17 protein-coding genes are annotated in these 25,151 nt (G+C 50.3%); 10 read left to right on the forward strand and 7 right to left on the reverse strand.

Annotation, left to right across the window (positions count from 1 at the left end):
• Positions 1-66: 66 nt before the first annotated feature.
• Complete coding sequence (locus AT746_RS10745) at positions 67-2,115, reverse strand: bifunctional diguanylate cyclase/phosphodiesterase (protein ID WP_062480169.1); 2,049 nt, start codon at positions 2,113-2,115, stop codon at positions 67-69.
• A gap of 394 nt (positions 2,116-2,509) precedes the next feature.
• Between AT746_RS10745 and AT746_RS10750 the strand changes: the two genes are divergently transcribed.
• From AT746_RS10750 to ppc, 3 genes are all read left to right on the forward strand, one after another.
• The gene (locus AT746_RS10750; protein ID WP_062480171.1) at positions 2,510-2,776 is read left to right on the forward strand and encodes an RNA recognition motif domain-containing protein; all 267 of its coding nucleotides are present in this window, start codon (positions 2,510-2,512) and stop codon (positions 2,774-2,776) included.
• A 632-nt stretch (positions 2,777-3,408) separates the two neighbouring features.
• On the forward strand, positions 3,409-3,717 hold the full coding sequence (locus AT746_RS10755) for an isoamylase early set domain-containing protein (RefSeq protein WP_062480173.1): 309 nt from the start codon (positions 3,409-3,411) through the stop codon (positions 3,715-3,717).
• Positions 3,718-3,907: 190 nt separating this feature from the next.
• The gene (ppc, locus tag AT746_RS10760) at positions 3,908-6,523 is read left to right on the forward strand and encodes a phosphoenolpyruvate carboxylase (protein WP_062480175.1); all 2,616 of its coding nucleotides are present in this window, start codon (positions 3,908-3,910) and stop codon (positions 6,521-6,523) included.
• Positions 6,524-7,352: 829 nt separating this feature from the next.
• Here ppc and AT746_RS10765 read toward each other — a convergent pair.
• A complete protein-coding gene (locus AT746_RS10765; protein ID WP_062480177.1) occupies positions 7,353-9,845 on the reverse strand; it encodes a prolyl oligopeptidase family serine peptidase in 2,493 nt (830 codons plus the stop codon).
• Positions 9,846-9,987: 142 nt separating this feature from the next.
• Between AT746_RS10765 and AT746_RS10770 the strand changes: the two genes are divergently transcribed.
• Positions 9,988-10,536 carry a glutathione peroxidase gene (locus tag AT746_RS10770; protein WP_062480179.1) on the forward strand — a complete coding sequence of 183 codons (549 nt, stop codon included), beginning with the start codon at positions 9,988-9,990 and terminating at the stop codon, positions 10,534-10,536.
• Positions 10,537-10,976: 440 nt separating this feature from the next.
• Here the strand turns inward: AT746_RS10770 and AT746_RS10775 are convergent, their stop codons facing one another.
• On the reverse strand, positions 10,977-11,588 hold the full coding sequence (locus tag AT746_RS10775; RefSeq protein ID WP_062480181.1) for an FMN-dependent NADH-azoreductase: 612 nt from the start codon (positions 11,586-11,588) through the stop codon (positions 10,977-10,979).
• Between the two features lie 202 nt (positions 11,589-11,790).
• On the opposite strand from AT746_RS10775, the gene AT746_RS10780 reads away from it, so the two are divergent.
• Positions 11,791-14,286 carry a CHRD domain-containing protein gene (locus AT746_RS10780; protein WP_062480183.1) on the forward strand — a complete coding sequence of 832 codons (2,496 nt, stop codon included), beginning with the start codon at positions 11,791-11,793 and terminating at the stop codon, positions 14,284-14,286.
• A 52-nt stretch (positions 14,287-14,338) separates the two neighbouring features.
• On the opposite strand, the gene AT746_RS10785 is transcribed toward AT746_RS10780, so the two are convergent.
• The 3 genes from AT746_RS10785 to AT746_RS10795 all read right to left on the reverse strand — a co-directional run bounded on the left by AT746_RS10785 (position 14,339) and on the right by AT746_RS10795 (position 18,287).
• Positions 14,339-16,063: a potassium/proton antiporter gene (locus AT746_RS10785; RefSeq protein ID WP_062480185.1), complete on the reverse strand. Its 1,725-nt coding sequence runs from the start codon at positions 16,061-16,063 to the stop codon at positions 14,339-14,341.
• 52 nt (positions 16,064-16,115) lie between these two features.
• Positions 16,116-17,354, reverse strand: a complete 1,239-nt coding sequence (locus AT746_RS10790; RefSeq protein WP_062480187.1) for a cystathionine gamma-synthase family protein — start codon at positions 17,352-17,354, stop codon at positions 16,116-16,118.
• Positions 17,355-17,693: 339 nt separating this feature from the next.
• Positions 17,694-18,287 carry a lysophospholipid acyltransferase family protein gene (locus AT746_RS10795; protein ID WP_062480188.1) on the reverse strand — a complete coding sequence of 198 codons (594 nt, stop codon included), beginning with the start codon at positions 18,285-18,287 and terminating at the stop codon, positions 17,694-17,696.
• A 126-nt stretch (positions 18,288-18,413) separates the two neighbouring features.
• On the opposite strand from AT746_RS10795, the gene AT746_RS10800 reads away from it, so the two are divergent.
• The 5 genes from AT746_RS10800 (at position 18,414) to AT746_RS10820 (ending at position 23,936) form a co-directional block, all read left to right on the forward strand.
• Positions 18,414-19,685 carry a S1 family peptidase gene (locus tag AT746_RS10800; RefSeq protein ID WP_231730919.1) on the forward strand — a complete coding sequence of 424 codons (1,272 nt, stop codon included), beginning with the start codon at positions 18,414-18,416 and terminating at the stop codon, positions 19,683-19,685.
• A complete protein-coding gene (locus AT746_RS10805; RefSeq protein ID WP_062480190.1) occupies positions 19,676-20,635 on the forward strand; it encodes an FHA domain-containing protein in 960 nt (319 codons plus the stop codon). Before AT746_RS10800 ends, AT746_RS10805 begins: the two co-directional genes overlap by 10 nt.
• Positions 20,636-20,897: 262 nt before the next feature.
• Positions 20,898-21,692: an NRDE family protein gene (locus AT746_RS10810; RefSeq protein WP_062480192.1), complete on the forward strand. Its 795-nt coding sequence runs from the start codon at positions 20,898-20,900 to the stop codon at positions 21,690-21,692.
• A gap of 107 nt (positions 21,693-21,799) precedes the next feature.
• Positions 21,800-22,990, forward strand: a complete 1,191-nt coding sequence (locus tag AT746_RS10815) for an aromatic amino acid transaminase (protein ID WP_062480194.1) — start codon at positions 21,800-21,802, stop codon at positions 22,988-22,990.
• A 148-nt stretch (positions 22,991-23,138) separates the two neighbouring features.
• Positions 23,139-23,936, forward strand: coding sequence for an FRG domain-containing protein (locus AT746_RS10820; RefSeq protein ID WP_062480196.1), 798 nt, complete (start codon positions 23,139-23,141; stop codon positions 23,934-23,936).
• 77 nt (positions 23,937-24,013) lie between these two features.
• On the opposite strand, the gene AT746_RS10825 is transcribed toward AT746_RS10820, so the two are convergent.
• A complete protein-coding gene (locus tag AT746_RS10825; protein WP_062480198.1) occupies positions 24,014-24,760 on the reverse strand; it encodes a substrate-binding periplasmic protein in 747 nt (248 codons plus the stop codon).
• Positions 24,761-25,151 lie beyond the last annotated feature (391 nt).

Here is a 25,151-nt window from a genome sequence, read left to right on the forward strand (position 1 = left end):
CGCAGCATCTTTTTTGGAATCCGCTAACCGAACACTCTGGCCTCTTTGTAGCGGGAATGATTTGTATCAGCAAACTGCAAGATTACTGGCCAGAAGTTCGGCAAAATCTTCTGCCGGCAGAGGGTGACTGAAATGATAACCCTGCATAACATGGCAACCGTTTTGCTTTAAAAAGTCAGCCTGATCGGCATCTTCCACGCCCTGTGCCACCACATCGATATCCAGAGTTTTGGATAGCTGGATAATAGCTTTGATGATCACTTTATCCCGCGGTTGATTAGTCATGCCGGTAATAAACGAACTGTCTATTTTCAGGGTATCCAGAGGAAGATTCTGTAGCTGGCGCAAGCTGGAATAACCGCTGCCAAAATGATCCAGTGCAATACTGAAGCCCGCAGTCTTAACCCAACTCAATCGCTCCAGCAGGTACTGGCCGTTATCCATCAGCGAGCTTTCGGTAATTTCAGTTTTAAATTTGTCGGGACTGACCCCTGAATCACGCAACATAGCAGACATCTGTTCGATATTGTGCTGATCGCAAAACTGGCTACCGGAAATATTCACTGACACCTGAATATCTGAATCGTAGCGCTTCTTCCAGTCACCGATATCACCTATGGCTCTGGAGAGCACCTGCATGAACATTTCCTGGATCAGTCCGGATTTTTCTGCCACTGCAATAAAATCTTTTGGCGAAATCACACCTTTGTCTTTGTGCAGCCAGCGCGCAAGACATTCGACCCCTACTATACCGCCGCTGCGGCTGTCAATTTGCGGTTGATAATAAGGCACAAACTCCTCACGGCTTAACCCGTCACGAATATCCTGTTCAACCTGCTTAAAACGCACCACTTCCTGGTTCAGTTCCTCGCAGTAGAAAACATGCTGGTTTTCACCACGTTTTTTCGCTCTGTACATGGCGATATCAGCCTGATTGATCAGGGTTTCAGGCTCTTCACTGTTATCCGGAAACAGACTGATACCAATACTGGTACTGATTTGTGCCGACTGGCCTTTAATCATAAAGGGTTGTTTTAGGCACTGATGCAGCTTCTCAGCCACTCTGGATACTGACGCAGCACCGCGTATATCCGTCACCAGAATGATAAACTCATCTCCCCCAAGACGGGCAATGGTATCGCTGTTGCGAAGCACTGTGCAGAATCTGTCAGCTACCTGTTTCAGTATTTCGTCACCGGCGTCATGACCGAATGAATCATTAATCGGCTTGAAGTTGTCCAGATCCAGGAACATCAGGGCAAAACCTGCGTCAGAGCGCCGGCACTGGCTCACCTGATGAGGTAATAATTGCATTAACAGGGCACGATTAGGCAGGCCGGTAAGATCATCATGGTAGGCCATTTCCTGCAGTTGCAGCATGCGGTTCTCATGAGCCCCGGCCTCGGTATAGACTCCGACGATATAGCGGGGTCGTCTGAATTCATCCACTATTGCACTGAGACGAACATGGCGCGGCAATTCCTGCCCGTTACGGCCTTTATCCCAGATATCACCACTCCAGAAACCTTTTACTCTGAGGCTCTGCTGAATCTGGCTGAAAAAGGCATCGTCATGCTTTGACGAGCGCAGTAACCTGGCATTGGCGCCAACCAGTTCCGTCAGCGAATAGCCCAGCATTTCACTGAATGCCCGGTTGGCGTATAGCACCTTATGATTAATATCGGTAATAATGATGGCCTCTGGGGAACTGTCAAACATCTGTTGATAGAGCTGTAATTGCACCTGAGCACTGGGACCGAATTCATCCAGATGCTGTAAGGTACAATGGAGCAGGCTGTCTCCCTCAGTGTCAATTCGGGTAAAAAAACATTCGGTTTCTACGGGATGATTTTGTGGCGTGCACCATGACCAGCGGGTTTTGCCATGGCCATTTTGTTGGGCATCAGACAGGCTCGATTCAAGGTTGCCGAGATCATCTGATTTCAGCCAGTCACGCAGATCAGTCTGGCGCAGTTGCTGTTCATCATCACAACCCAACAACCGGGCTGCAGCATTATTAGCATCAACAATTCTGAGCATATTCAACAGCAGCATGGGCTGTGCTGATGAGATAAAAAAGTTGTTGAACTGGCTGTTATTCCGGGACTCTGACATAAGTCCTCCTGACATGTCTTATTATTATAGTCGGCTGTCTACCCTGCGTCGTTCTCCTTCTCTCCGACCTTTTCCATTACCTTTGCCTGATCAGACAGGCTACTACTCTACTGCAAATGCCCCTTTTCTTGAATATTTTTTGTTCAACCGATGTTGTTAAAACAGCATTAACGGTAAACAAAATAGTCTTTAACCCGATGAATCTGTGCATATTTCCAGATTGGATAAAAAATCCGCTGGTTAGTAACAAATCTTTATTGCGCTGGCTTAAACTTTACCTCTACACTAGAGCTGACTGGTTGGATGGCATGGTTGCTATCCAAACGACATCGGGTGATTCTGGCTGTTGGCTCCTTGATGGCGTAGAGAGACAACAGCCTTGAGAAACTAAGCAATGAAACTATATGTAGGAAACTTGTCATACCAAATGACAGATGCTGATTTGGAAGCTGCTTTTGCTGCTTTTGGTGCTGTAAGCTCCGCCAAAATCATTACGGATCGTGAAACCAATCGCTCAAAAGGTTTTGGTTTTGTCGAGTTTGAAGATCGGGCTGAAGCAGAAGCCGCTATTGAGAGTCTGAACGGTAAAGAAGTTTCCGGTCGTGCCCTGGTAGTGAACGAAGCACGTCCGCCCAAACCCAGAACAGGTGGTCGTTACTAAGTCACTGCTAATACGAGCCTTAAGGCTGGTTATCAGAATTCCTAAAGCCCCGGTTCGGGGCTTTTTTATCTTCGCAGATATCTGCCATCCCTGATGGCGACGCGATTACTCCCTCACACCATACCTTCGTCATTCAGGCTGTTATCAGCCGGCATCTCTATCAGATCGCGGAGAAGGCTAAAATCCGACATCCCGTATATCCCACAACTTTCTATCTTTAACTATGCTTACAGGTGCAAATGCAAGGCATCGCTGAGATTAGCTATAAGCATATTCCGGATTAATCGATGATTATTTGTGCAATTCTGGTGTAATACCAATCCACATAGATAATTGCTCTCTCAGAGCAGGTCAGAAGCGCTTAGATCAAGGCGGCGTTTCACAGGCATAGTGGTTCTACGTCAAGAAGCGACAACACAGAGATAAGCCCTTCTGGCCGCTCCCTCCGGGCGAGCCTAAAATGCTCCCTGGCTGTGTTATGGTCCTTTGATTTAGACCCACTAGACCTTCAGGACCATGCCTTGCCAGAGAACATTTTAGTCTCACTGAGTAAGCGATTATCTATGCGGGTTGGTATACAATAAGCATTCTGTAATTTTATTACATATTTAGTTAACCAAGGAGAGAGTCCGATGAGTGTAAAAAAGCAATATCTGAAATCAAAACCTGTCTGTAAAGTCACCTTTAAATTAACTAAACAGGAAGCTAAAGCCGCTCAAACAGTGCGCCTTCTGGGAGATTTCAATAATTGGGATACTCAGGCGCCGCCAATGAAGCGGCTTAAAAACGGCGCATTCACTGCAACCCTTGATTTGCCTAAAGATAGCCAATATCAGTTCCGCTATCTGCTCGACGATAAAGAGTGGGAAAATGACTGGGCCGCGGACCAATATGTTCCCTCCCCTGTTTCACTCGAAGATAACTCTGTGATAAGGGTGTAGGCCTTACCATAACTGGCTCTTAAGTCTTTTAAAGGCAGAAGTTTTAACGCCCGCTAGCCTGCGGGCGTTTGTATATCTGGCTGGCCTGTGCAATATCATCAACAAGATTATTTTCGACATCACAGCGGAATCCTAGTATTGTAATAAAATTACATAAAGTACTGAAAGGCCAACGTGAAGGAGTTAAAGTATGACAGAGTCGATTGATCATCAGTTGATGGATACGGTACGCCAGCTCGGCAGCATTCTCGGTGAAACCATCGAAGCTCATCTGGGTCACCAGTGGCTTGAGCGTATTGAAACCATTCGCAAACAGGGCCGCAGTTCAGCACAGGGAGACGAATCCGCCACCCAGGCATTACAGAAACTGTTCAGTGAACTCGACGATGAGCAACTTTTAACCGTCGGCCGCGCCTTTGCCCAGTTTCTGAATCTGGCCAATATCGCCGAACAGGAATATAACAGCTCACAACATAATCATGATCCGCTGGCTGAGCTGCACAGTAAGCTGAAACAATCCGAAACTCCGGCAACAGATTTTGCTACCGCTCTGAAGCAACTGAAAATTGATCTGGTGCTGACGGCTCATCCCACCGAGGTTACCCGCCGCACGCTGATACATAAATACAGCGAACTGGCCAACTGCCTGGCTGCCGTTCATGGTAAGGCACCCGATGAAAATCAGCGTAAAGCTTTGCTTAATCGTATTGCGGCGCTGATCAGTCAGGCCTGGCACACCGAGGAGATCCGTTCTGTCCGTCCGACTCCGGTAGATGAAGCACAGTGGGGCTTTTCAGTGATTGAAAACTCCCTGTGGGATGCCGTTCCGGCCTGCCTGCGGGAAATGAATGCCAGCTTTAAAAAGCACTTTAGTGAAAGCTTGCCGCTGGATGCCAGCCCGATTCGCTTTTCATCCTGGATGGGAGGCGATCGCGACGGCAACCCTTTTGTTACCGCTGATGTCACTGCCAAAGTGCTGCTGCTGGCGCGAAAAACCGCTGCCAGACTGTTTTATCAGGATATCAACAAGCTCCAGGTTGAACTGTCGATGAGCGATTGTAATGACGAGCTCAGAGAACAAGCCGGGGAACATCGTGAGCCTTATCGTTTTTTGCTGCGTCAACTGCGCGACAGACTGCAGGCCACCCATGATGGCATCGATGATTTCCTGTCCGGCAAACGGGTCGATCAATCTGTCTGGATCAGCCGTCAGGAGGAATTGCTTGAGCCCCTGATGCTGTGCTACCGCTCCTTAGCAGAAACCGGGCTGGAGATTGTTGCCAACAGTGAATTGCTGGATACCATACGTCGCGCCCACTGCTTTGGCATCCACCTGCTAAAACTGGATGTGCGTCAGCATTCCGAGCGTCACAGTCAGGTACTCAGTGAAGTGACCCGCTACCTGGGTATCGGTGATTATTTAAGCTGGAACGAGGAAGATAAACAGTCTTTCCTGTTAAGAGAACTGGCCTCCAAACGTCCTTTGATGCCGCGCAAATGGCAACCTTCTGATGACGCCAGGGAAGTGTTGGAAACCTGCAAGGTGCTGGCAGAAAACGATCAACAAGGCTTTGGTATTTATATTATCTCTATGGCCAGCCAGCCATCAGACATTCTGAGCGTACAATTGTTGCTCAAAGAGGCCGGCATTGACTGGCCGATGCCGGTGGCGCCGCTGTTTGAGACCCTGGAAGATCTCAACAATGCCCCGGATGTGATTGGAAAACTGCTGGATATTGACTGGTACCGGGGTTATATCCAGAGCCAGCAGTTTGTCATGATCGGCTACTCCGATTCGGCTAAAGACGCCGGAGCCCTCGCTGCGGGCTGGGCCCAATATGAATCTCAGGAAAAACTGGTGGCCCTGACCGATAAGATGGGTGTCAATCTGACCCTGTTTCACGGTCGTGGCGGCACCATCGGTCGTGGAGGCTTACCCGCCCATGCAGCGATACTCTCTCAGCCTCCTGGTTCACTCAAAGGCGGTTTCCGGGTTACCGAGCAAGGAGAAACCATACGCTACAAATTCGGTATGCCGCCGCTGGCCAAGCGCAGCCTGAAACTATACGCCAGCGCCATTCTCGAAGGCATGTTATTGCCACCACCCGCGCCCAAAGACGAATGGCGTGAGCTGATTAAGGCGATGGCTGCAGAAGGCCGGGATAATTACCGCAAGGTGGTAAGGGACGATCCTGAATTTGTGCCCTACTTCCGCGCGGCCACACCTGAAGAAGAGCTGGGCAAGCTGCCCCTGGGCAGTCGCCCCTCGAAGCGCAAGCCGGATGGTGGCGTAGAAAGCCTGCGTGCCATTCCATGGATCTTCGCCTGGGCGCAGAACCGCATGGTACTGCCTTCCTGGCTGGGTGTGATGAAAGCAGTGGAAACCGCTATCCAGGATGGTCAGCAGGACATGCTGGAACAGATGATCGAGCACTGGCCGTTTTTCAAAACCCGCCTGTCAATGCTGGATATGGTGTTTGCCAAAGCCGAGCCACGGATCGCGCTGGAATATGACAAGCGACTGGTGCCAGACGACCTGCGCCACTTTGGTAAAGGTTTGCGTGATGAACTGGCCCATAGCCAGGCATTGTTGCTCCAGTTGATGAAACAAAGCAGCTCCATGGAGCAGGATCCACAGGGCAAAGAGTCGATGCAGATCCGAGCAGGTTATCTGGAGCCATTGCATATGCTTCAGATAGAGCTGTTACACCGGGTACGCACGCAGGAGGATGCCAGGCCGTTGCTTGAAAGAGCCATGATGGTGGCCATCGCCGGCATCGCCGTAGGCATGCGCAACACCGGCTAGGCCTAAAAGCGTTCTACCGCAAAGTCGCAGAGAACGCGGAGGTGAAAATGAACAGAGATAAAAATCTCTGCGATCTCAGCGTCTCCGCGGTAAATTTACCATCATCAAAGGCACTGGATTCCCGCCAAAAGCTCGCGGGAATGACACCCGGTCATGCCCGAGTGTCGTTATCGGGCATCCAGCGACCCTTATGAACAGCATGAATAACCACAGAGGCACGGAGAACACAGAGATTTGAGTGATTAAGCACTTGGATCCCTTTCGTTTTTCTCGTGCCTTTCGTGGTTAAAAAGCTTTCAACCGCGACAAATAGCCCCGTATTCCGCTTCGCGCTATACGGCCTACGCTGTTATCTCGCAGAGATGAAGGGTTGTAGGGTCGAAAGCGGATACAAGGATGTATTGTTTCGCGAACCGAAGGATGGAAAGCGGATACAAGGATGTATTGCTTCGCGAACCGAAGGATGGAATTTATTCGCCTGACAGCGCCAGTTAGCCACACAAGTCCAATAAATTGGCGCTTACAAAATATTGCTTTTCTTTGCGCCCCTGCGCCTTTGCGAGATCATCCTGCTTTTGTTTATTTGATCTCGCAAAGGCGCAAAGACGCAAAGACGCGAAGATCTTAAGACCCCTTCTATGCTCTGTGCTCTTTGCCCTCTGCCTGCCCAGCCCTTTTTTAAGCTGTTTCCTGAGGAAAATACCTCTAATCTAAAATTGCAAAGGTGCGGGGTGTCTCTGTGGTGAATTTCTTTTAAGACCTCTATAGCTGATAAAAAAAGCCCCCGTAACTTGCGCTACAGGGGCTTTTTTATTGATATATACCGATTTTAATTGAGGTTTTCTTCAAACAAGTTGTAGATCCGGCGATATTCGTCCAGCCAGGAGCTGGGCTGACGGAAACCATGGGCTTCCACCGGATAAATGGCCGTTTCAAAGTTGTCTGTTTTTTCCAGTTCAATCAGACGTTGCACCAGGCGCACCACATCCACGAAGAACACATTGTCATCCACCATAGGCGCGTTGATTAAAAGCGGTTTCTCCAGGCCTTCGGCATAGTAGATAGGTGAGCTGCGGGTATAGGCCAGATCATCCACCTGTGGGGTGTTGAGGATATTACTGGTATAAGGCGTATTGTAATAAGCCCAGTCCGTCACCGGGCGCAGTGCCGCACCGCACTGGAACAGATCCGGCGCAGTAAACAGGGCCATAAAAGTCATAAAGCCGCCATAAGAACCGCCGTAAGTGCAAACCCCCTCGCGATCCACATTGGCATTTTCAGTCAGCCACTTCACGCCATCCTGCAGATCCTGGGTTTCGGGTGTACCCATCTGCCGGTAAATAGCGGTACGCCAGTCGCGACCATAACCCTGTGAAGCGCGGTAATCCATGTCCATGACCACATAGCCTTGCTGCACCAGCATGCTGTGGAACATAAACTCACGGAAATAGCCGGACCAGCCCAGATGGGAGTTTTGCAGGTAACCGGCACCATGGTTAAAAATTACCGCCTTTCTGGGCTCACCGGCCTGATAATCTTCAGGCAGATACACCTTGGAATAAATCGGCTTGTCGGTATGACTGGAAGGTACTGGTACAATTTTCGGCGCTGACCAGGGCATTGCCTTAAACGCTTCGCTGACTGTATCGGTGAGCTTTAACGGCCGGGCACCAATCTCCGCTTTTTGTACATACAACTCATCCGGCATCGTCACCGTACCATGGGTAATCAATAACTGGGTCTCATCGGGGCTGAGTACATATTGATTATTACCGCCCATATCCGTCATGGCTTCGATTTCTCCATTCTCAAGATTGACCCGATAGACTTCGTAAATGCCCGGATGCTTAATATTGGCACGGAAGTAGATGTAACTGTCATCTCTGGTCAGGGTCAGATCGTCCACCTCATAATCACCATAGGTCAGGGAAAGCTCCTTGGCGCCTGGCGTTTTGGTGTAAAGATGCGCATAGCCTGACTGTTCAGACAAGAAATACAGGGTCTCAGAATTATTCAGCCAGCCAAAGCTGTTGAACTTGTAGTTAATCCAGGCGTCATCATGGAGTCGATGTTCACTGACCAGGCTGTTGTTTCTGAAGTCTACTGTGGCTATCCAGCGGTCTTTGTTATCCCAGGCTTTTAGCATCACTGCCACCTGCTGACCATTGCTGTGCCAGTTTATGGCACTCTGAGTCCAGTACCAGTCCGTGATCAGACCAATATCACGGGGCAACCTGTTGGTGGTGTAAGTTTCACCTTTGGCCTCGGCATTTTCACGTTTGACTTTGGCCAGCACATCTTCGTTATATCCCGGCAGAGTCTCATAGCCAAGTTTGCTCTGACTGTGGTTTTGCAGATCCAACAACCAGAGTTCCTGACTACGGGGTTCTGCATCCACGACCTTGCGTCTGACCGACTCGGTTTTGATGCGGCCATCTTCACCAATGTAGTTGGGCATGATGTCATCGTCATCACGACCAGGAAGATCTTCCTGCACCGCCAGAATCAGACGCTGGCCGTCAGGTGACAAACTGGCCTGCACCGTTTCATAATCGGGATCAAAGTAGAAAGATTCAGGCACCATGCCGACATTGCCTGCTCTGAGGGCCTGCTGCCGGTCAAACCTGGCCTTGCGCTCCTGACGTTCCTTACCTACATATTCAATCAGTTTCAGCTGTTTTCTGGCCAGATAATCTTCCGGCTCTTCGAGCGCCTGTGGCGCTTCACTAAACTTCCAGCTCACCAGTTGCTGACTCAGCCCTGTGTCGGGATCGATTGCCTGAATACTGTTGTTACTCTGATACGCAATCCGGCCATCCAACAAAAACATCGGCTGCTGTTTAGGTCTTTCTGTGCGGGTAAGCTGTCTTACCTGACCAGAGTTAAGATCTTTTACAAACAGATTGCCTTCGAACAACCAGGCCACCTTAGTATGATCCTGATTAAAAACCCGTTGTTGGTTGTTTGCCAGATGGTACTCCGCCAACTCAACCGGGCTGCCATTACCGCCTTCAGCGACACTGGTCTGCCAGATATCCCGTACCGGCGAGCCCTGCTGCTTGCGCAGATAACGAACCGTTACACTATCCAGCCCCCAGAAAGGCGACTCGGGTTGTCTGCCAAGCCAGTCAGGATCGGCCATAATCTGTTCCAGAGTGATGGTATCACCGGATGCGCTCTGGGGTTTGGCTGCCTCGATGGTTTTTTTCGGTGGGGAGGCTGTTTCCTGTGTTGCGCTGCTTTGTGGCGTCTGAGTAGCGGCACAGGCACTCAGGCCCGCCGTGATCATCAGCACCAGTAACGTTTTTGAGCTTTTCAGCATTCTTGTTATTCCTCAATTGGCATCAGTAATCCCGCCCATTAAAGCGCAAACTCAATAAGCCGCGCAAATTTGCGCTGATCTTTGTTGCACTAATTAGCGTAAAGTCCGAACATACTTTTACCCTAAACTTTAAGGTAGTCCCATGAAAAAACGTTTTATTGCCCTGTTTTTCAGTTTGGTGGCAGGAAGTGCCAGCGCCAATCAGTGCCCTGACCTGCTTAAATTTGTAAAGCGCAAACTCAACTCTCAGGAAACCGTCAATCTGTGTGAGAGCTTTCAGGGTAAAACCCTGTTGTTTGTGAATACCGCCAGCTATTGCGGTTTTACTGAGCAGTTTGAAGGTCTTGAAAAGCTTTACTCAGACTATAAAGACAAAGACTTTGTGGTACTGGGTTTCCCTTCCCACGATTTTAATCAGGAAGATGAAGACGAGGCCAAGACCGCGGAGTTATGTGAGCTGACCTATGGGGTACAGTTTCCGATGTTTGAACCCATGCCGGTCAGAGGCGATGATGCCGACCCGCTGTACCGTATGCTGACGGAGAAAGCCGGCACATCGGTGAAGTGGAATTTCTACAAGTATCTGGTTAATGCCAAAGGCGAGGTGGTGGAATCCTACAGCTCATTTACTAAACCTCAGGATGAGGATTTTATAGCGACGCTTGAAAAAACCCTGGCAAGCGATCTGTAGGTCAAAAAGCGGATACAGGGATGTATCGTATCGCGACCCCCGAATCAAGTGCGGGGCAGGCTTTAAGGATGGAATGTATTCCGACACCGGCGTTGAAATTGAGCATCGCTGTTGGGCTAAAATCCAACCTAGTCGATCCATAGACATCGCCGGGAAAACGTTCCCGACATTTCCGGCATACCGTCCTTTTGAATCAGGCACCCTGCCCTTATCAAAAGTCCAGCTGCGGCATCCATGCCTTCGCGCTGGTCACTGAAAATGCTCAGCATTTTTCTGGCGTCCCCAGCCCCTGGACATCGCCGGGGAATGTTCCCTACCACCCCGGCATACCGTCCATCCCTGGACATAAAAAAAGCCCCACCGGGTGGTGGGGCCTAAGAGCACACTCAACTAGGAACACACTTTTGCAAGGATTAAAAACCCTCGCTCACTGCACTTATTCAGGCAAGCTGATTTTCGATAAGTTCAAAAATTTTTTCATTTGCCTGAGCAAAACCTTTCTTTGCTGACTCTTCGCCCATGGCCAGGCCCTCTGCATACACGAACTCCACATCAGACATGCCCATAAAAGCCAGCACGTCTTTAAGATACTGACTCTGACTGTCTTTTTCAGTACCGTCATAGATGCCGCCCCGGGCCGCAAGAATGTATACTTTTTTGCCCTTGACCAGCCCCTGTGGACCCTTTTCTGTATATCTGAACGTGATTCCGGCGCGGGCGATGCGATCAATCCAGGCCTTGAATACTGATGGTACGCCGAAGTTGTACATAGGCATGCCGATCACCAGAATATCGCTTTGCTGTACTTCTTCGATAAGCTGGTCAGACAATGCTGCGAGTTGCTGTTGCTGCTCGTTGCGCTGAGCAATGTCTGTCATCCATGCCTGCATCTCTTCACCACTTAAGTGCGGCAAATTGGCACCATCAAGATCCCGCTGAGTTACTCTGATATCCTGTTGCTGTTGCAACTGACTGACAAACTTTTCTGTCAGTTGATTGGAATTGCCGGCACTGCCGTTAAGGCTGCTGTTAATTACCAGAACATTTTTCATCGTATCGCCTCCGTTATAAATGGTTTAGCTGATTGCTATAAACGAAGTTTAATCCGATTTAAAAGAAATAAAATCGCAATAAATTGGCGGAATAGTTCTATTTTATTGAGGTGTCCATTTTCAGGATCTGTTAAATAAATGTGATCCCCTCCACAGCCCTCCCCGTAGTCGAAATTGCACTAACAAAAACGAGGAGATAACCATGAAAGGGATCACGCAACTCTTTGCGGTCTCAAGCGTAACAGTATTACTGTCCGGCTGCTGGCTGGAAAGTGATAGTGACACACTGCCCACTCCCGAGCCAGCGCCTGCGCCACCGCCTGCAGCAGCTGACACTTTTGTACGGGTTACTCACGCGGTTTCAGATGCCCCCGGCGTTAATATCCTTGCCGAAGGTGAAATACTGGCCGGTCTGGAAAACGTAGACTATCAGATATCCTCTCCCTGGATAACTCTGGAAGAAGGTAGCTATTCTGTTCAGGTGGATGCGATTTTACCGGATCAAAGCAGCACCGCTGTGATCGGCCCGGTGGATTTGGATTTAGCCGGTGAAACCAGTTATGAGGTACTGGCTATTGGTACGGTAGAGACTATCGAACCACTGATCATCGAGAATGCCGTTACCGATGTTACCAGTGGCAGCGCCAGGGTTCAGGTTGTTCATGCTGCGCCTGATGCGCCTATGGTAGATATCTATGTGACCGCACCGGGTGATGACTTAAGTAGTGCTCAGGCCCTGGCTACCCTGTCATTCACAGAGTTTACCGGACAGACAGAGGTGGCTGCCGGTGATTATCGGATTCGCCTGACACCTGCCGGCACCCAGGATGTGGTCTACGATTCGGGTACTGTGAGTCTGGCCGATGGTGCCGATTTAATGATTGCAGCCACCACTAATGTCGGTGCAGGAACGTCTCCTGTGACCCTACTCGCGGCCGATGGTGAAGGCTCTGCAAAAATCTGGGATGCCACCACCGGTGCCAATCTGCGGGTGGTACATGGCAGTCCGGATGCGCCAGCGGTTGATGTGCTGGTCAACAATGCCGACGCACCAATCCATTATCAGCTCGATGGTCTGAGTTACCCCAATGCCACAGATTATCTGCCGGTTCCGGCTGAGGATTTGCTGGTGGATGTCGTCGCCGATGCGGATAACACTGTGGTAGCGCTGGATGATATTGCGGTCAGTCCTGAAACAGGTATGAGCTATACCGCCATCGCCACCAATAATCTGGCAGATATTAATCTGGCACTTTTAGCCGACGATAACCGTTCACTGGCCACTGCTGCCAAAGTGCGGTTAATCCATAACTCTCCGACAGCCGGTGATGTGGATATCTATGTGACCGCCACCGATGATATCAGCGATGCTGACCCGGCCTTTGCCGACATCCCCTACACCCCGGATGATTTGGCCAATACTGGCTATGTGCAACTGGAAGCCGGTATTTACTATGTCACTATTACCCCTGCAGGCAGTAAAGATGCTGCTATCGGGCCGCTGATGGTGGATCTGGCAGCCGGTGATGTAGTCAGCGCCATTGCCATGGATGCTGTTGGTGGCGGATTACCGCTTCAGGCAGTGGTACTGGATGACAGTGTGCCGGAGCCGGTGATGCTCCTGACAACAGAAACCTTCAGTGTCAGCTTAACCGGTGCTCAGGAAGTGCCTGCGGTAATGACGGATGCCAGTGCCACCGCAACGGTGTCACTGGATGAGAATAATCGTCTGTTTGCAGTCAGTGTCGACACGTCTGATGTGGACAATGTCACCGGAGTGCATGTTCATGCCGGTGACATTGGTATGAATGGCCCGGTTGCATTTCCGCTGACGGAAACCTCTGAAAATACCTATACCCTGGCACCCACCAACCTGCTGGATAATCAGGTCAGCGCACTGAAAGACGGACAGTGGTATCTGAATGTGCACACAGATGACAACCCCGATGGCGAAGTCAGGGGTCAGATCCTGGCCGATGGTATCTCCATGGTGACCTTCCCGCTAAGTGGCAGTCAGGAAATTCCTCAGGTTGATACCATGGCCACTGGTAGTGGTTATGCCACCCTTGATGTGGATACGCTGGCGGTGAAACTGGTGGCGGTAACCTCCGGCGTTGAGGACGCCAGCATGGCTCACATTCATGCCGGCTTTGCCGGTGAGAATGGTCCGGTCTATGTGGCGCTGGAACAGCACCCTGACAATGTCAATGTGTGGATGACTCCTGCCGGTGCCATGCTCGATGAGGCTAATGCCGCACAGCTGCTCGAAGGCGGACATTATGTCAATGTGCATACACCGGCCAACCCGGGTGGTGAATTGCGCGGCCAGATCACACCGGCCAATATTGAGGTGTATGGTGTAGTCGCTAACGGCCAGCAGGAAGTACCGCCTGCGGATACGGATGCCAGTGGCGTTGGTGCAATCACCTTAAATACCAGCACCATGACCATCAAAGCCATCCTGAATCTGTCAGACATTACCCCCAATGCCGGGCATATTCACGTCGGTGATGCCGGTGAAAATGGCCCTGTGGTGGTAGCACTGGAAAATCCCGAGGCCGGTTTATGGACTCTGGATGCCACCCTTGATTCGGATCAGATGGCGTTAATGCAGGCCAGCGGTCTGTATACAAACTTCCACACCGATGCCTTCCCGGATGGAGAGATACGCGGGCAGATTACGTTGGGATTTGAATAATCCGCGCATCATTGAAATACAGTAAAAACGGCCAGCTTCGCTGGCCGTTTTGTTATGCCCCTCTGATACCAAGACTGAGGATCCTGCCTTTATCATCCAGTTCACGCACGGTCAGTATCACCTGACCCAGACGCAAACTGTCACCGATAACCACACGGCGGTGGTATTTCAGACTGAAATAATCGGCCAGACTGAGGTTGGCGACTTTCTCTGCCAGATGACCCAATGGATAGAAATTATTCACTTCGGTCAGCGTCAGATCGCCATGCAGACTGAAATCACCAAAGAATTCGCTTTCTTTGAGCTTCCTGCCCTCCCCGCTTGCTGCCAGCACCCGGCTGATGCTGTCCATGTCTTCGACTTTTGCCAGTACCAGCAGAATATCCCCTTCCAGTAACCGGCTGTCAGGATCCGGTGGTAACCAGATCTGCTCACGAATCACACCGGCATAAGCGATATCCGCGCTGAAATTGAGCTCAAACCATTTGTGTTCAAAGGCAGGCACATCAGGAGTGATGGGAAAAGACATCACCTCAAGGGGATCGGCACTGGCGATACTCTCAAGCGGTACACGCTCCCGTGGATGAGGTGTTTCCGGCACCTCCAGTCCCAGCCAGCGGGCAATGGGGCTCATGGTCCAGCCCTGAATAAACAGCGAGATCAGTACCACAAAAAAGGCCACGTCAAAGTACAGTTCCTGGTCGTCCAGGCCCGATAACCAGGGATACAGCGCCAGAATAATAGGTACCGCGCCGCGCAGGCCGACCCAGCTGATAAACAGCTGTTCTCGCCAGGGAAAGGAAAATGGCAGCAGACACACCAGCACCGCCACCGGGCGGGCGATAAAAATCAGCACCAACGCCACAGATATGGCCAGGGGCGCATGGGCGATCAGGTTAGACGGAGTAACCAGTAAACCGAGGATCAGGAACATCATGATCTGCCCCAGCCAGGTCAGACCATCCTGCACCTGCAGAATATGCATCAGATGAGGCAACCTGGCATTTCCAATCAGATAGCCCATCAGGTAAACGGCCAGAAAACCACTGCCGTTGATATGGCTGGTCATGGCAAAAACAAAAATGGCGCTGGCTGCTGCCAGTATTGGCAGGAAACTGAAACTTAAGGGCACCCTGTGGGCCAGCAGCACAAAACCTTTACCGCCGAGCCAGCCCGCAGCCAGACCCACCAACATCTGCCAGGCCACATCCAGCGCCAGTGGCAGCAGATGTAATTCAGCACCGGATACCAGTGCCCCGGTCAGGGCCATGGTCAGGATCACGGCCATGGGATCGTTGGTACCGGATTCAATTTCCAGGGTCGAGGCAACCCGCTGTTTGAGCACCACCCCCCGGGACTGAAAAATCCCAAATACCGCAGCGGCATCGGTAGAACTTAAAATGGCACCAATTAGCAGCGCTGTGGGCCAGGGCAAGCCGAAGAAATACACCGCGCCGGCGGCGGTCAGTGAACAGGTCAGTGCCACGCCAACTGTGGCCAGGCTGATAGCGGGCCATAATGCCACCCGGAAGCGCTCTTTACGGGTGCGCATACCACCGTCGAAAAGAATAATCGCCAACGCCGCAGAGCCAATCAGGAAACTCAGCTCGGGGCTGTGAAACTCAATACCGCCTATGCCCTCTTCCCCGGCCAACATCCCCATAATCAGGAATATCAGCAGCAAAGGAGCGCCCAGACGGTCAGACAGCACACTGGCAAGAATGCTCAGCACCAGCAAGGCGCCGACAAACAGCAGTATGGTATTAATCTCCGCCATCAGTGCTCCTTTAACGCAACTCCTTTATAACCAGTATGCCTGAATAAGCGGATTAAATCGCATCCAGAGCCTGTTTAAAGTCGTCAATCACATCTTCGATATCTTCAATACCCACGCTGAGGCGGATCATATTATCACTGATGGCCATCTTCGCACGCTGCTCAGCACCCATTTCATAATAAATGGTGTGCGCCACCGGGATCGCCAGAGTACGGGTATCGCCCAGATGAGTGGCGTTAAGCACCAGTCTGAGCTTGTTTAAAAATGCAAAGCAATCCAGATCAGGCTTAAGATCGACACTCAGGATACCGCCATAGTATTTAAACAGCTGCCGTGAAAGCTGGTGTTGTGGGTGATCTGACAGGCCCGGGTAGTAAACCTTGTCCACCTTGTCGTGACTGGCCAGAAACGTGGCCAGCTTAAGGGCATTGTTACAACACTTTTCCATTCTCAGCGCCAGGGTTTCAAGCCCCACAGAAATCAAATGAGCCGAATCGGGAGTCAGGCAACCGCCCATATCCCGCAGGCCTTTTTTCTTGATTTGCGTAATACCCCAAAGCTCTGGCGGCTGAGATTTATAGGCTGGATTAATATTGACAAACTGCTGCCAGTCATACAGACCGGTATCGATCACCGCGCCGCCCAACACATGACCGTGGCCGGCAACATACTTGGTCAGCGAGCCCATCAGCAGCGAGGCCTTGGCCGCCTTGGCATCAAACAAAAAGGCCGGGGTCATGGTGTTATCCACCATATACACCAGTTTGTTCTGCTCGCACAACTCACCGATAGCCTGCAGATCAGCCACCTGTGTCACCGGATTGGCGATGGTCTCCAGATACACTGCTTTGGTATTGTCCTGGATCGCCGCTTCCACTTTGGTCACATCGGTCACATCCACCAGCGAGACTTCAATACCCAGGCCACGGAGTGTGTCGGCAAAACTGTTGGTATTGCCGAATAAAAACTGGCTTAAGATTAAATGATCGCCCTGACGTAACAATGTCAGCAGGGTAGTAGTGATGGCCGCCATGCCAGTGGCAAAAGTCAGAGCCGCCACGCCCCCTTCCATATCGGCAAGAATGTTCTGCAACGCATTAATGGAAGCCGATGACTGCCTCGAATAGGCATGGCCATTCTGACGCCCCTGAAACACATCCACCAGATCTTCAACCTGCGGGTATTCAAACAACACCGAGTTGGTGGTGGCCTGATGCACAGCGCCGTCCTCGGGCTTATTCAGCAAACGGTCTGCATGCACCAATCTGGTGGTAAAACCTTTAAAATCCAACGTGTTCCCCTTAGTCAATCTAGAGTCTGTTTATCTTTGTTCATAGTTTATGCTGGCGGTCAAAATGGTCTAGCGCAAGGCGTCGCTGGCGACGTTTGGCAATCCAAATAAGTCAGCGACAACACAGCGATGGACCATTTTGGCCCCAGCCCTTGGGCGTTGGCCATTTCTTAGCCATACTGCCCACAAATTCACTCATTTGGGCCCACCAAACTCCGTTCACTTGCGATTGTCTGGCTAAGAAATTGCCGAACGCATAAATCATGAACAAAGATAAACAGACTCTAATCATTATTGCGATAATTTTCAGTCTTGGATCTCAGTGCCAGCAGGCTCTGATCATGCCTTTTCAGGATGCCTGGCATAAATATTGGCGTAAAACGCTCTTATTTTAGCCATCTCGGCGTCTATATCATCGCCGATTTTGTGCAAAGGCCCAAATCCGATCACTTTGTGCTTATAATCAAAATAGATAAGCAACACGGGAATATCCGAATTTCTGGCGATATTTAAGAACCCGGTTTTCCAGCGTTTCACTTTTTTCCGGGTACCCTCCGGCGCCACCGCCAGAATAGTCGGTTCGGCGGCAATCCGTTCACACACCTGTTGTACAACGCCATGAGAGGCTCGCCTGTCGACAGCTATCCCACCCATATGCCGCAGCCACCAGCCAAAGGGCCCGATAAACAAACTGTGCTTACCCAGAAATGAAACTTTAAGACCCAAGGCAAATACGGTGGCCAGGCCAATTACGAAATCCCAGTTTGAGGTATGGGGGGCTACACAAGCCACAAACCGACTGAGGTTTGGAAACTCACCGTCAAGTTTCCAGCCCATGACTCCAAGTACACTGCGACCCAGCCAGCGACTGAAAGCATTGCCCTTGCGCGGCACCAAAGGGCCCGGCTGTTGAATTGTTAATTTGTTATTCAATGGTACTGCCTGAACACATCAAAAAGACAAATGATCGGATATGCGGGCTGGCTTGTCGAGCTTTATACTTTCTCCTGCCGGTCGCCTGAGGCACAATAGAGGCCAATTTGTTGTTACGGTAGATTCATGCACTTATCCGTTGTACTTCCCAAAAGCCTGATGTTATTCGCTGCCCTGCTCTGCTGCATTATTCCCGCGAAGGCGCAGGATAATGCCAGAGAATTATTTGGCCACTATCAGTCGGCACTGTTTCAGATTCGCATGATAGAAGTGGAGTCAGGGAATAAATCCTCTATTGGCTCCGGCTTTCAGGTCAGTGAAGACGGCCTGATGGTGACTAATTATCATGTTATCGCAGATAAAGTTTTCTACCCCGAAAAGTACCGCATTGAATACCTCACAGCCGATGGCGAGAGTGGATTGTTGAGCCTTCAGCATATTGATGTGGTTAACGATCTGGCCCTGGTGCGGCGTGATACCCAGAATAGCGACTTTTTGCCAATAGCCCCTCACTTACCGTCGCAGGGCGACAATATCTTTTCGCTGGGTAACCCCCATGATTTGGGTATGATTGTGGTGCCCGGCACCTTCAACGGGCTGAAGAAAAACAGCTTTAATCAGAAAATCCACTTTACCGGCTCCATCAACCCGGGTATGAGCGGCGGCCCTACTGTGGATGCCCTGGGCCAGGTGGTTGGTGTGAATGTGGCAACGGCCGGCAATCAGATTGGCTTTTTGGTACCGCTGAATAAACTGAGCGAGCTGCTGGCCAGAGCCGATGAAGCTGCGCCGGCGGATTTTATGCTGGAGATTGAAAAACAGTTGCTGGCCAATCAGAAGCGTTTACTCGAACCCTTTACCGATTCCCGCTGGCCGGTGGCCTCTTTAGGGCAGGCCAATGTTGCCGGGGAAGTGGTGAATTTTCTGCCTTGTTGGGGTAACTCTAACGCCAATGACAAGGAAGCACGATACCTGACCGCGCAAAAGCGTTGCCGTCTGGAAGAGGAAATTTATCTTAATAATAAGTTGCGCACCGGCAGCCTGGAGCTGGAATATGAATGGATTAGCTCTGATAAGCTCTCCGACACCGCCTTTTACAATCTGTATGAGCAGAGCCTGCAAGCTGCCGGCCCGGGCAACAACACCGCCAAAGAATTCAGCACCAATTACCAGTGTGAACAACAGCGGGTGCACAATCAACGGGGCATGAAGGTACGCTTCTTATTCTGTATCAGGGCCTACAAGGATTTTACACAGCTGTATGATGTGCTGATGCTCGGTGCCAGTTACGATCAGAAAAACCAGGGCCTGATAAGTCATTTCACTATTGCCGGCGTATCGGAATCACTCAGCCTGGCCTTCAGTAAACGCTTTATGGAGGCACTGGCATGGCAATAGTCATCGAGAAACTCTCTGCTAATAATAAACAGGTTAAACATTATCAGTTTGAGCAGGATACCATCAGCATTGGCCGTGGCTATGAAAACCATATTCGCCTGACTGACCCTTATGTGTGTGCCGAACACGCACTGATAAAACAGGATCCGGACAGCCACAAAATTGAGGTGATCGATCTGGGTTCAATCAATGGCCTGAGTGTCAATGGCAGAAAGTGTGACAAAGCCGTAGTCAGCAAAAGCGATATCGTGATGCTTGGCAAAACCCGGCTGCGACTGTTTAACAGCAATAATACCGTGCCACCGGCAATTAAACTCAGCGCCATAGAAACCCGCCTGGATATTCTTACCCACTGGCGTTTTGCGCTGTTTATGGGCTTTTTGTATGCCGCCGCTCTGGTGTTTGAAAGCTACCAGAATACGTTCACCGAATTTGAAATCGGTAAGGCCCTGCCACAACTGTTCAGTGAATTTATCCTGCTGTCAGTGTGGCCTTTGCTGTTTGCCCTGTTATCCAGATTACAGAAACAGGATGTACGCTTATCCAGCCTGTTTTCCGTGCTTTGGTTGATTGCCCTTGTGAGCATGGGCCTTTCAAAGGTGAATCACTGGATTGCCTTTAACTTTCCACAATTACCAGGCTGGCAGGTAGTGGAGCATCTTGGGTTGATGCTGATTTTTGCATTGCTGTTATGGCTGACCCTGCTGCTGGCCTTCCATCAGTCGGCAGCCAAACGTAACCGCATTACGCTGGTCTGCTCCGGTATTTTACTGCTGGCCACCGTGGGCTGGAACCAGCTTAAACAAGGGGAATTTTCCCAGCGTCCAAACTATGAATTTTCCCTGATGCAGGAAGAGGCCGCCGTGGGCAATGGTTTGGATACAGAAACCTACCTTAAGCAATTGCCGGATATCTACAAAAGGGCCGACAAACTCAGACAAAAACCCTAAGACGCCTTACGGCGTGTTAGGGCGTGTTGATCTTGGGTGTATATTTTTGCAGCAGTTTGTAGCGCATTTAGACAAGGCAGAGTGAATGTGGTGTAGTTGCTCTACATGAATGAGCGATAACACAGTATAAATGCGCTACAGACGCTGCCCGAAGGGTTCAACCCAAAGCCTCCTGCTCTTTGTTGCCGGATTTTGACTTAGCCCACCAGGAGAAGGCTTTGGTGCTGAACAAAATTCATACACCGGAGTTCAACACGCCCTTATGTGTATTTTATTTATCGCGGTGAATAAAAACCCTCAGTACCCGCTGATCATTGCGGCAAACCGGGATGAGTTTTTTGCCCGCCCCACTGCCAGTTCCGGGTTCTGGCCGGAGTTTTCTGATGTGCTGGCCGGCAAAGACCTCGAGGCCGGTGGCACCTGGATGGGCGTATCCACAACGGGGCGGATTGCTGCACTGACCAATATCCGCGACCCGCAAAGGATCGCACCTGATCGCCAGAGCCGAGGCAAGCTGGTACTGGACTATCTTAAGCAGACGTCCCACGCTGACAGTTCATCCGGCTATCTGCACTGGTTAAAGCAACAGCGCGCCAATTTTAACGGCTATAACCTGTTGTTTGGTCAGTATGTGCCGCAAACCGGGGTACAACTGCAGGTTTATAATAATCATCAGAACAGCCATATGAGGCTTGAAACCGGTGTGTATGGTCTTTCCAATGCCGATATCAACAGCCCCTGGCCTAAAACCAGCCGTGGCGTGCAGGCGCTGTCGCAAAGCCTGAATGATACAGAGCCCGGTGATGAAAAGCTGTTTGCATTATTAAAAGACCCACAGCAGGCCGATGATGCCGACTTACCCGAAACCGGTGTGCCCAGAGAGTGGGAGAAGAGGTTGTCTTCGATTTTTATTCGCGGTGAGGATTATGGCACCCGCAGCTCTACCCTGCTGCTGATGGACAAGAACGGTCAACTGCACTGGTCAGAGCGCACCTTCGATAACCGCGGTGAAGCACAGAAAACCATCAGTTTTTCCAGCCGCTTTGGATACAATTAACTGCTGTTTTATCATATAACCCATTTGACTCTCGAAAATAATCCTATCGCTGGCATAATAGGTGCTCTTGCCGTCAGGCCTTAAGGTCAATTTTACAGAGGGATATCATGTTAGAAGTGCTTAAGCAGTTACCTGCTGATCCTATTCTTGGTTTATCTACCGCCTTTAAACAGGACACCAATCCGAAGAAAGTGGATCTGGGTGTCGGCGTGTACAAGGATGAACAGGGCCGTACCCCTATTCTGAGTTCGGTTGCCAAGGCACAGAAAATCCTGCTGGCCAACGAAGACTCCAAAACCTATATCACCCCACAGGGCGTGCCCGGCTATATCAGCGGCATGCTGGAGTTGTTGTTAGGTAAAGGCCACAAAACTCTGATTGAAGAGCGTGTGGCAGCGGTACAGGCCCCCGGTGGCTGTGGCGCCCTGCGTATTCTTTCAGAACTGCTTAAGCGCTGTAACGGTGAGCTGACCGTATGGGTCAGTGACCCTACCTGGGCCAACCATATCCCGCTGATTGGCAGTGCCGGTCTGAACATCGAAACCTACCCCTACTTTGATAAAGAGCAGGCCGGTATCCGCTTCGACGATATGGTTACCTGTCTGGAAAAGGTCAACAAAGGTGATGTGGTACTGTTGCATGGCTGCTGCCATAACCCCACCGGTGCTGATCTGACCAAAGAGCAGTGGCATAAAGTGCTGGAACTGGCGCAACAGCGTGAATTTTTGCCCTTTTTGGATATTGCCTATCAGGGATTTGGTGACGGAATCGAAGACGATGTCTACGGTTTACGTCTGTTAGCCGATAATTTACCAGAGTTAATCGTGGCGGCGTCCTGCTCGAAAAACTTTGGCCTGTACCGTGAACGTGTGGGGCTGGCGGCAATGATTACCGCCAACCGCAATGTTCGAGACGCAATTCAGACCCAGATCCAGTCTATTGCCCGTGGTATATACTCCATGCCCCCTTCCTACGGCGGCGCCCTGGTGGATATTATTCTTAACAGCGATGAACTGAAAAACGAATGGCTGGGTGAAGTCACAGATATGCGAGAGCGGATGCAGACCCTGCGCCGTCTGCTGGTCAGCAAGCTGAAAGAAAAAGGCGCCAGCAAAGACTTTGAGTTTATTAACAGTCAAAAAGGCATGTTTTCCTATCTGTGTATCAGCCCTGAGCAGGTGCAACAGATGCGCAACGACTATTCCATCTATTTCGTTGACTCCAGCCGCGTGAATATCGCCGGTATCAGCACCTCGAATGTGGATTATATCGCCGATGCGCTGAGCGCTATCCTCTGATCGGTTAAACTGCCGAATTTAGGTTAAACAGTACTGCCTTCAGGCAGTGCTGTTGCCCTTTTATCTTCTGAATACCTTGCACTTTTTCCTTATTTCGTCATAAAAGCTGACTACACTGCTGTTATGGGATGTTGATAGAGAGGTATTGATGAAAACTCTTGTCGCCCAATCATGGGAACATTTACAGGAAGTGCTGTTCGATGGCTCCTGGAATCCGGCTATTGCCCGTTATCGCTCCCCTTATGTATTCCGCGGCCTGCCTGACAGCCGCTTTGATTTAAAAACCTCTCTGGCCCGCCTTGGCGGCAACTATGCTCAACTGGAACGTCACCTGCTCAGAAACTTTCAGAAATATGGCCATGACAGCTTTGATACCAATCGTTCCATCTGGCACTGGCTGACTCTGGCACAACATCATGGGCTGCCCACCCGCCTGCTGGACTGGACCTACTCACCCATGGTAGCGATGCATTTTGCCACCGCCGATATTGGTCTGAGTAATGAAGATGCGGTGATCTGGAAGGTAAACTATCACGACTCTTTTAAACAACTGCCGGTGGATATGGCCCGGCAACTGGAAAGAACCGGTGGCAATGTGTTTACCGTGGAGCTGTTAACACAACTGGTAGGCGAACTGGAGGTATTTGACCAGCTTGGTCAGTCTGACTTTTTTCTGTTTTTCGAACCGCCATCTCTGGACGGACGCATCATCAACCAACACGCCCTGTTTTCTGTGGCGTCCAATGCCGAACTGGCGCTCCAGGATCTGATCGACCAGACCCAGACTGACTCCCAGCAAGTGATTATTCCTGCCAGCCTGAAATGGGAAATCCGCGATAAGCTGGATCAGTCCAATATTACCGAGCGGGTGTTGTTTCCGGGCCTGGAAGGCTTAAGCCAGTGGCTGAAACGTCACTATAGCCCAAGAAATGGTGTGTCAGAATAATGTTCTGATATGAACTTAGCAGCCCAAATAACCTCATCATCCCCGATTTCCTCAATATCCATTGACTCTGTTTTTAGTCAGTTTCTGTGTTCTGATACTGATTTGTCCACCGGTGATTCGGTTAGTGTGCTCAAGACCTGCTGCATTATTTTAACCTGCGCAGGTGAGAAGCTGGCTTTCGCCAGGCCGACGTAGACCGGAGCCTGATTCAGAACAAGCGGATGGATCTTGATGTTCTGATAATCAGGATCATGTTTCTGAGCATAATAGATGTTCTCTGACTCGGCGACAAAGCCATCTATACGCCCTTTTATAAGCATATTAACCAGAGGTTCAAGCTCATACAGCACTGAAAATTTCGATCTGAAACGGGCGCTCTGACGAAAACGGGATTCAAATGCCTGCCCCATGTACACGCCCCGCTGAATACCAATGTTGTAGTTTCCCCTTTCGATGTCGTCCAGAGAATAGAAGCTGTCTGGTATTTCGCGGGTAACCAGAATCAGCTTTTCATGATGCGTCGGTCCCACGAAATCGAGATACTTGCGTCGTTCGGCAGTGTCAGACAACTGGAACATCATATCCAGTTTGCCTTGTTTTAAAAGCGCAAGCGCCCTGGCAAACGGCAGAGAGATAAAAACCGGCTGACAACCCAGTGCACTCAGCAAACTCCTGCTGTATTCAATATCCAGTCCCTGCCACTGGCCATCAACAAGATAGTTGTATGGAGGAAAGTCCATCACCCGGACCGTTTTCTCACATGCCTGCACTGCTGGCGATACCAGAGACAAAGCCAATACAAACAAGAAAACACATTTCGCCATTATCACCTCGGTTAGTCAGGGCCGGATTTATTTTCCATCGGCAGCAATGGCCCGACGAATCCGGGGCAGTCGTTAAGTTATATCAGGGCTCTGGTCATGTTAAACAACATACACAATTCTGTAGTCCGTTTTTTTAAAAAGGCATAATAACAGACTGCATCTAAGCGCCTGAGTCGCCGTAAACCATCGCGATTGCAATGGTTAAGTATCTGACTGTAATGTCTTTTATTAGGTTAATATATGAGATATCAGAGATTTATGCCTAGACTAAGGATGAACAATATTTATAAGTCTGTCGTGCAAACTGAGCACAAACACTTAAAAATAGGGAGGAAGTTGGCATTTCTCCATTGATTGTACTGATTTCCAAATACGTTGGTTAAAGCTTGAT

Source organism: Lacimicrobium alkaliphilum, from assembly GCF_001466725.1.
Taxonomy (GTDB): Bacteria; Pseudomonadota; Gammaproteobacteria; order Enterobacterales; family Alteromonadaceae; genus Lacimicrobium; species Lacimicrobium alkaliphilum_B.

Coding starts and splice junctions, on each gene's coding strand:
- AT746_RS10750 (WP_062480171.1), top strand. CDS start 2,510: ATGAAACTATATGTAGGAAACTTGTCATACCAAATGACAGATGCTGAT.
- AT746_RS10765 (WP_062480177.1), bottom strand. CDS start 9,845: ATGCTGAAAAGCTCAAAAACGTTACTGGTGCTGATGATCACGGCGGGC.
- AT746_RS10800 (WP_231730919.1), top strand. CDS start 18,414: ATGCACTTATCCGTTGTACTTCCCAAAAGCCTGATGTTATTCGCTGCC.
- AT746_RS10815 (WP_062480194.1), top strand. CDS start 21,800: ATGTTAGAAGTGCTTAAGCAGTTACCTGCTGATCCTATTCTTGGTTTA.
- ppc (WP_062480175.1), top strand. CDS start 3,908: ATGACAGAGTCGATTGATCATCAGTTGATGGATACGGTACGCCAGCTC.
- AT746_RS10825 (WP_062480198.1), bottom strand. CDS start 24,760: ATGGCGAAATGTGTTTTCTTGTTTGTATTGGCTTTGTCTCTGGTATCG.
- AT746_RS10785 (WP_062480185.1), bottom strand. CDS start 16,063: ATGGCGGAGATTAATACCATACTGCTGTTTGTCGGCGCCTTGCTGGTG.
- AT746_RS10775 (WP_062480181.1), bottom strand. CDS start 11,588: ATGAAAAATGTTCTGGTAATTAACAGCAGCCTTAACGGCAGTGCCGGC.
- AT746_RS10810 (WP_062480192.1), top strand. CDS start 20,898: ATGTGTATTTTATTTATCGCGGTGAATAAAAACCCTCAGTACCCGCTG.
- AT746_RS10820 (WP_062480196.1), top strand. CDS start 23,139: ATGAAAACTCTTGTCGCCCAATCATGGGAACATTTACAGGAAGTGCTG.
- AT746_RS10805 (WP_062480190.1), top strand. CDS start 19,676: ATGGCAATAGTCATCGAGAAACTCTCTGCTAATAATAAACAGGTTAAA.
- AT746_RS10770 (WP_062480179.1), top strand. CDS start 9,988: ATGAAAAAACGTTTTATTGCCCTGTTTTTCAGTTTGGTGGCAGGAAGT.
- AT746_RS10745 (WP_062480169.1), bottom strand. CDS start 2,115: ATGTCAGAGTCCCGGAATAACAGCCAGTTCAACAACTTTTTTATCTCA.
- AT746_RS10755 (WP_062480173.1), top strand. CDS start 3,409: ATGAGTGTAAAAAAGCAATATCTGAAATCAAAACCTGTCTGTAAAGTC.
- AT746_RS10780 (WP_062480183.1), top strand. CDS start 11,791: ATGAAAGGGATCACGCAACTCTTTGCGGTCTCAAGCGTAACAGTATTA.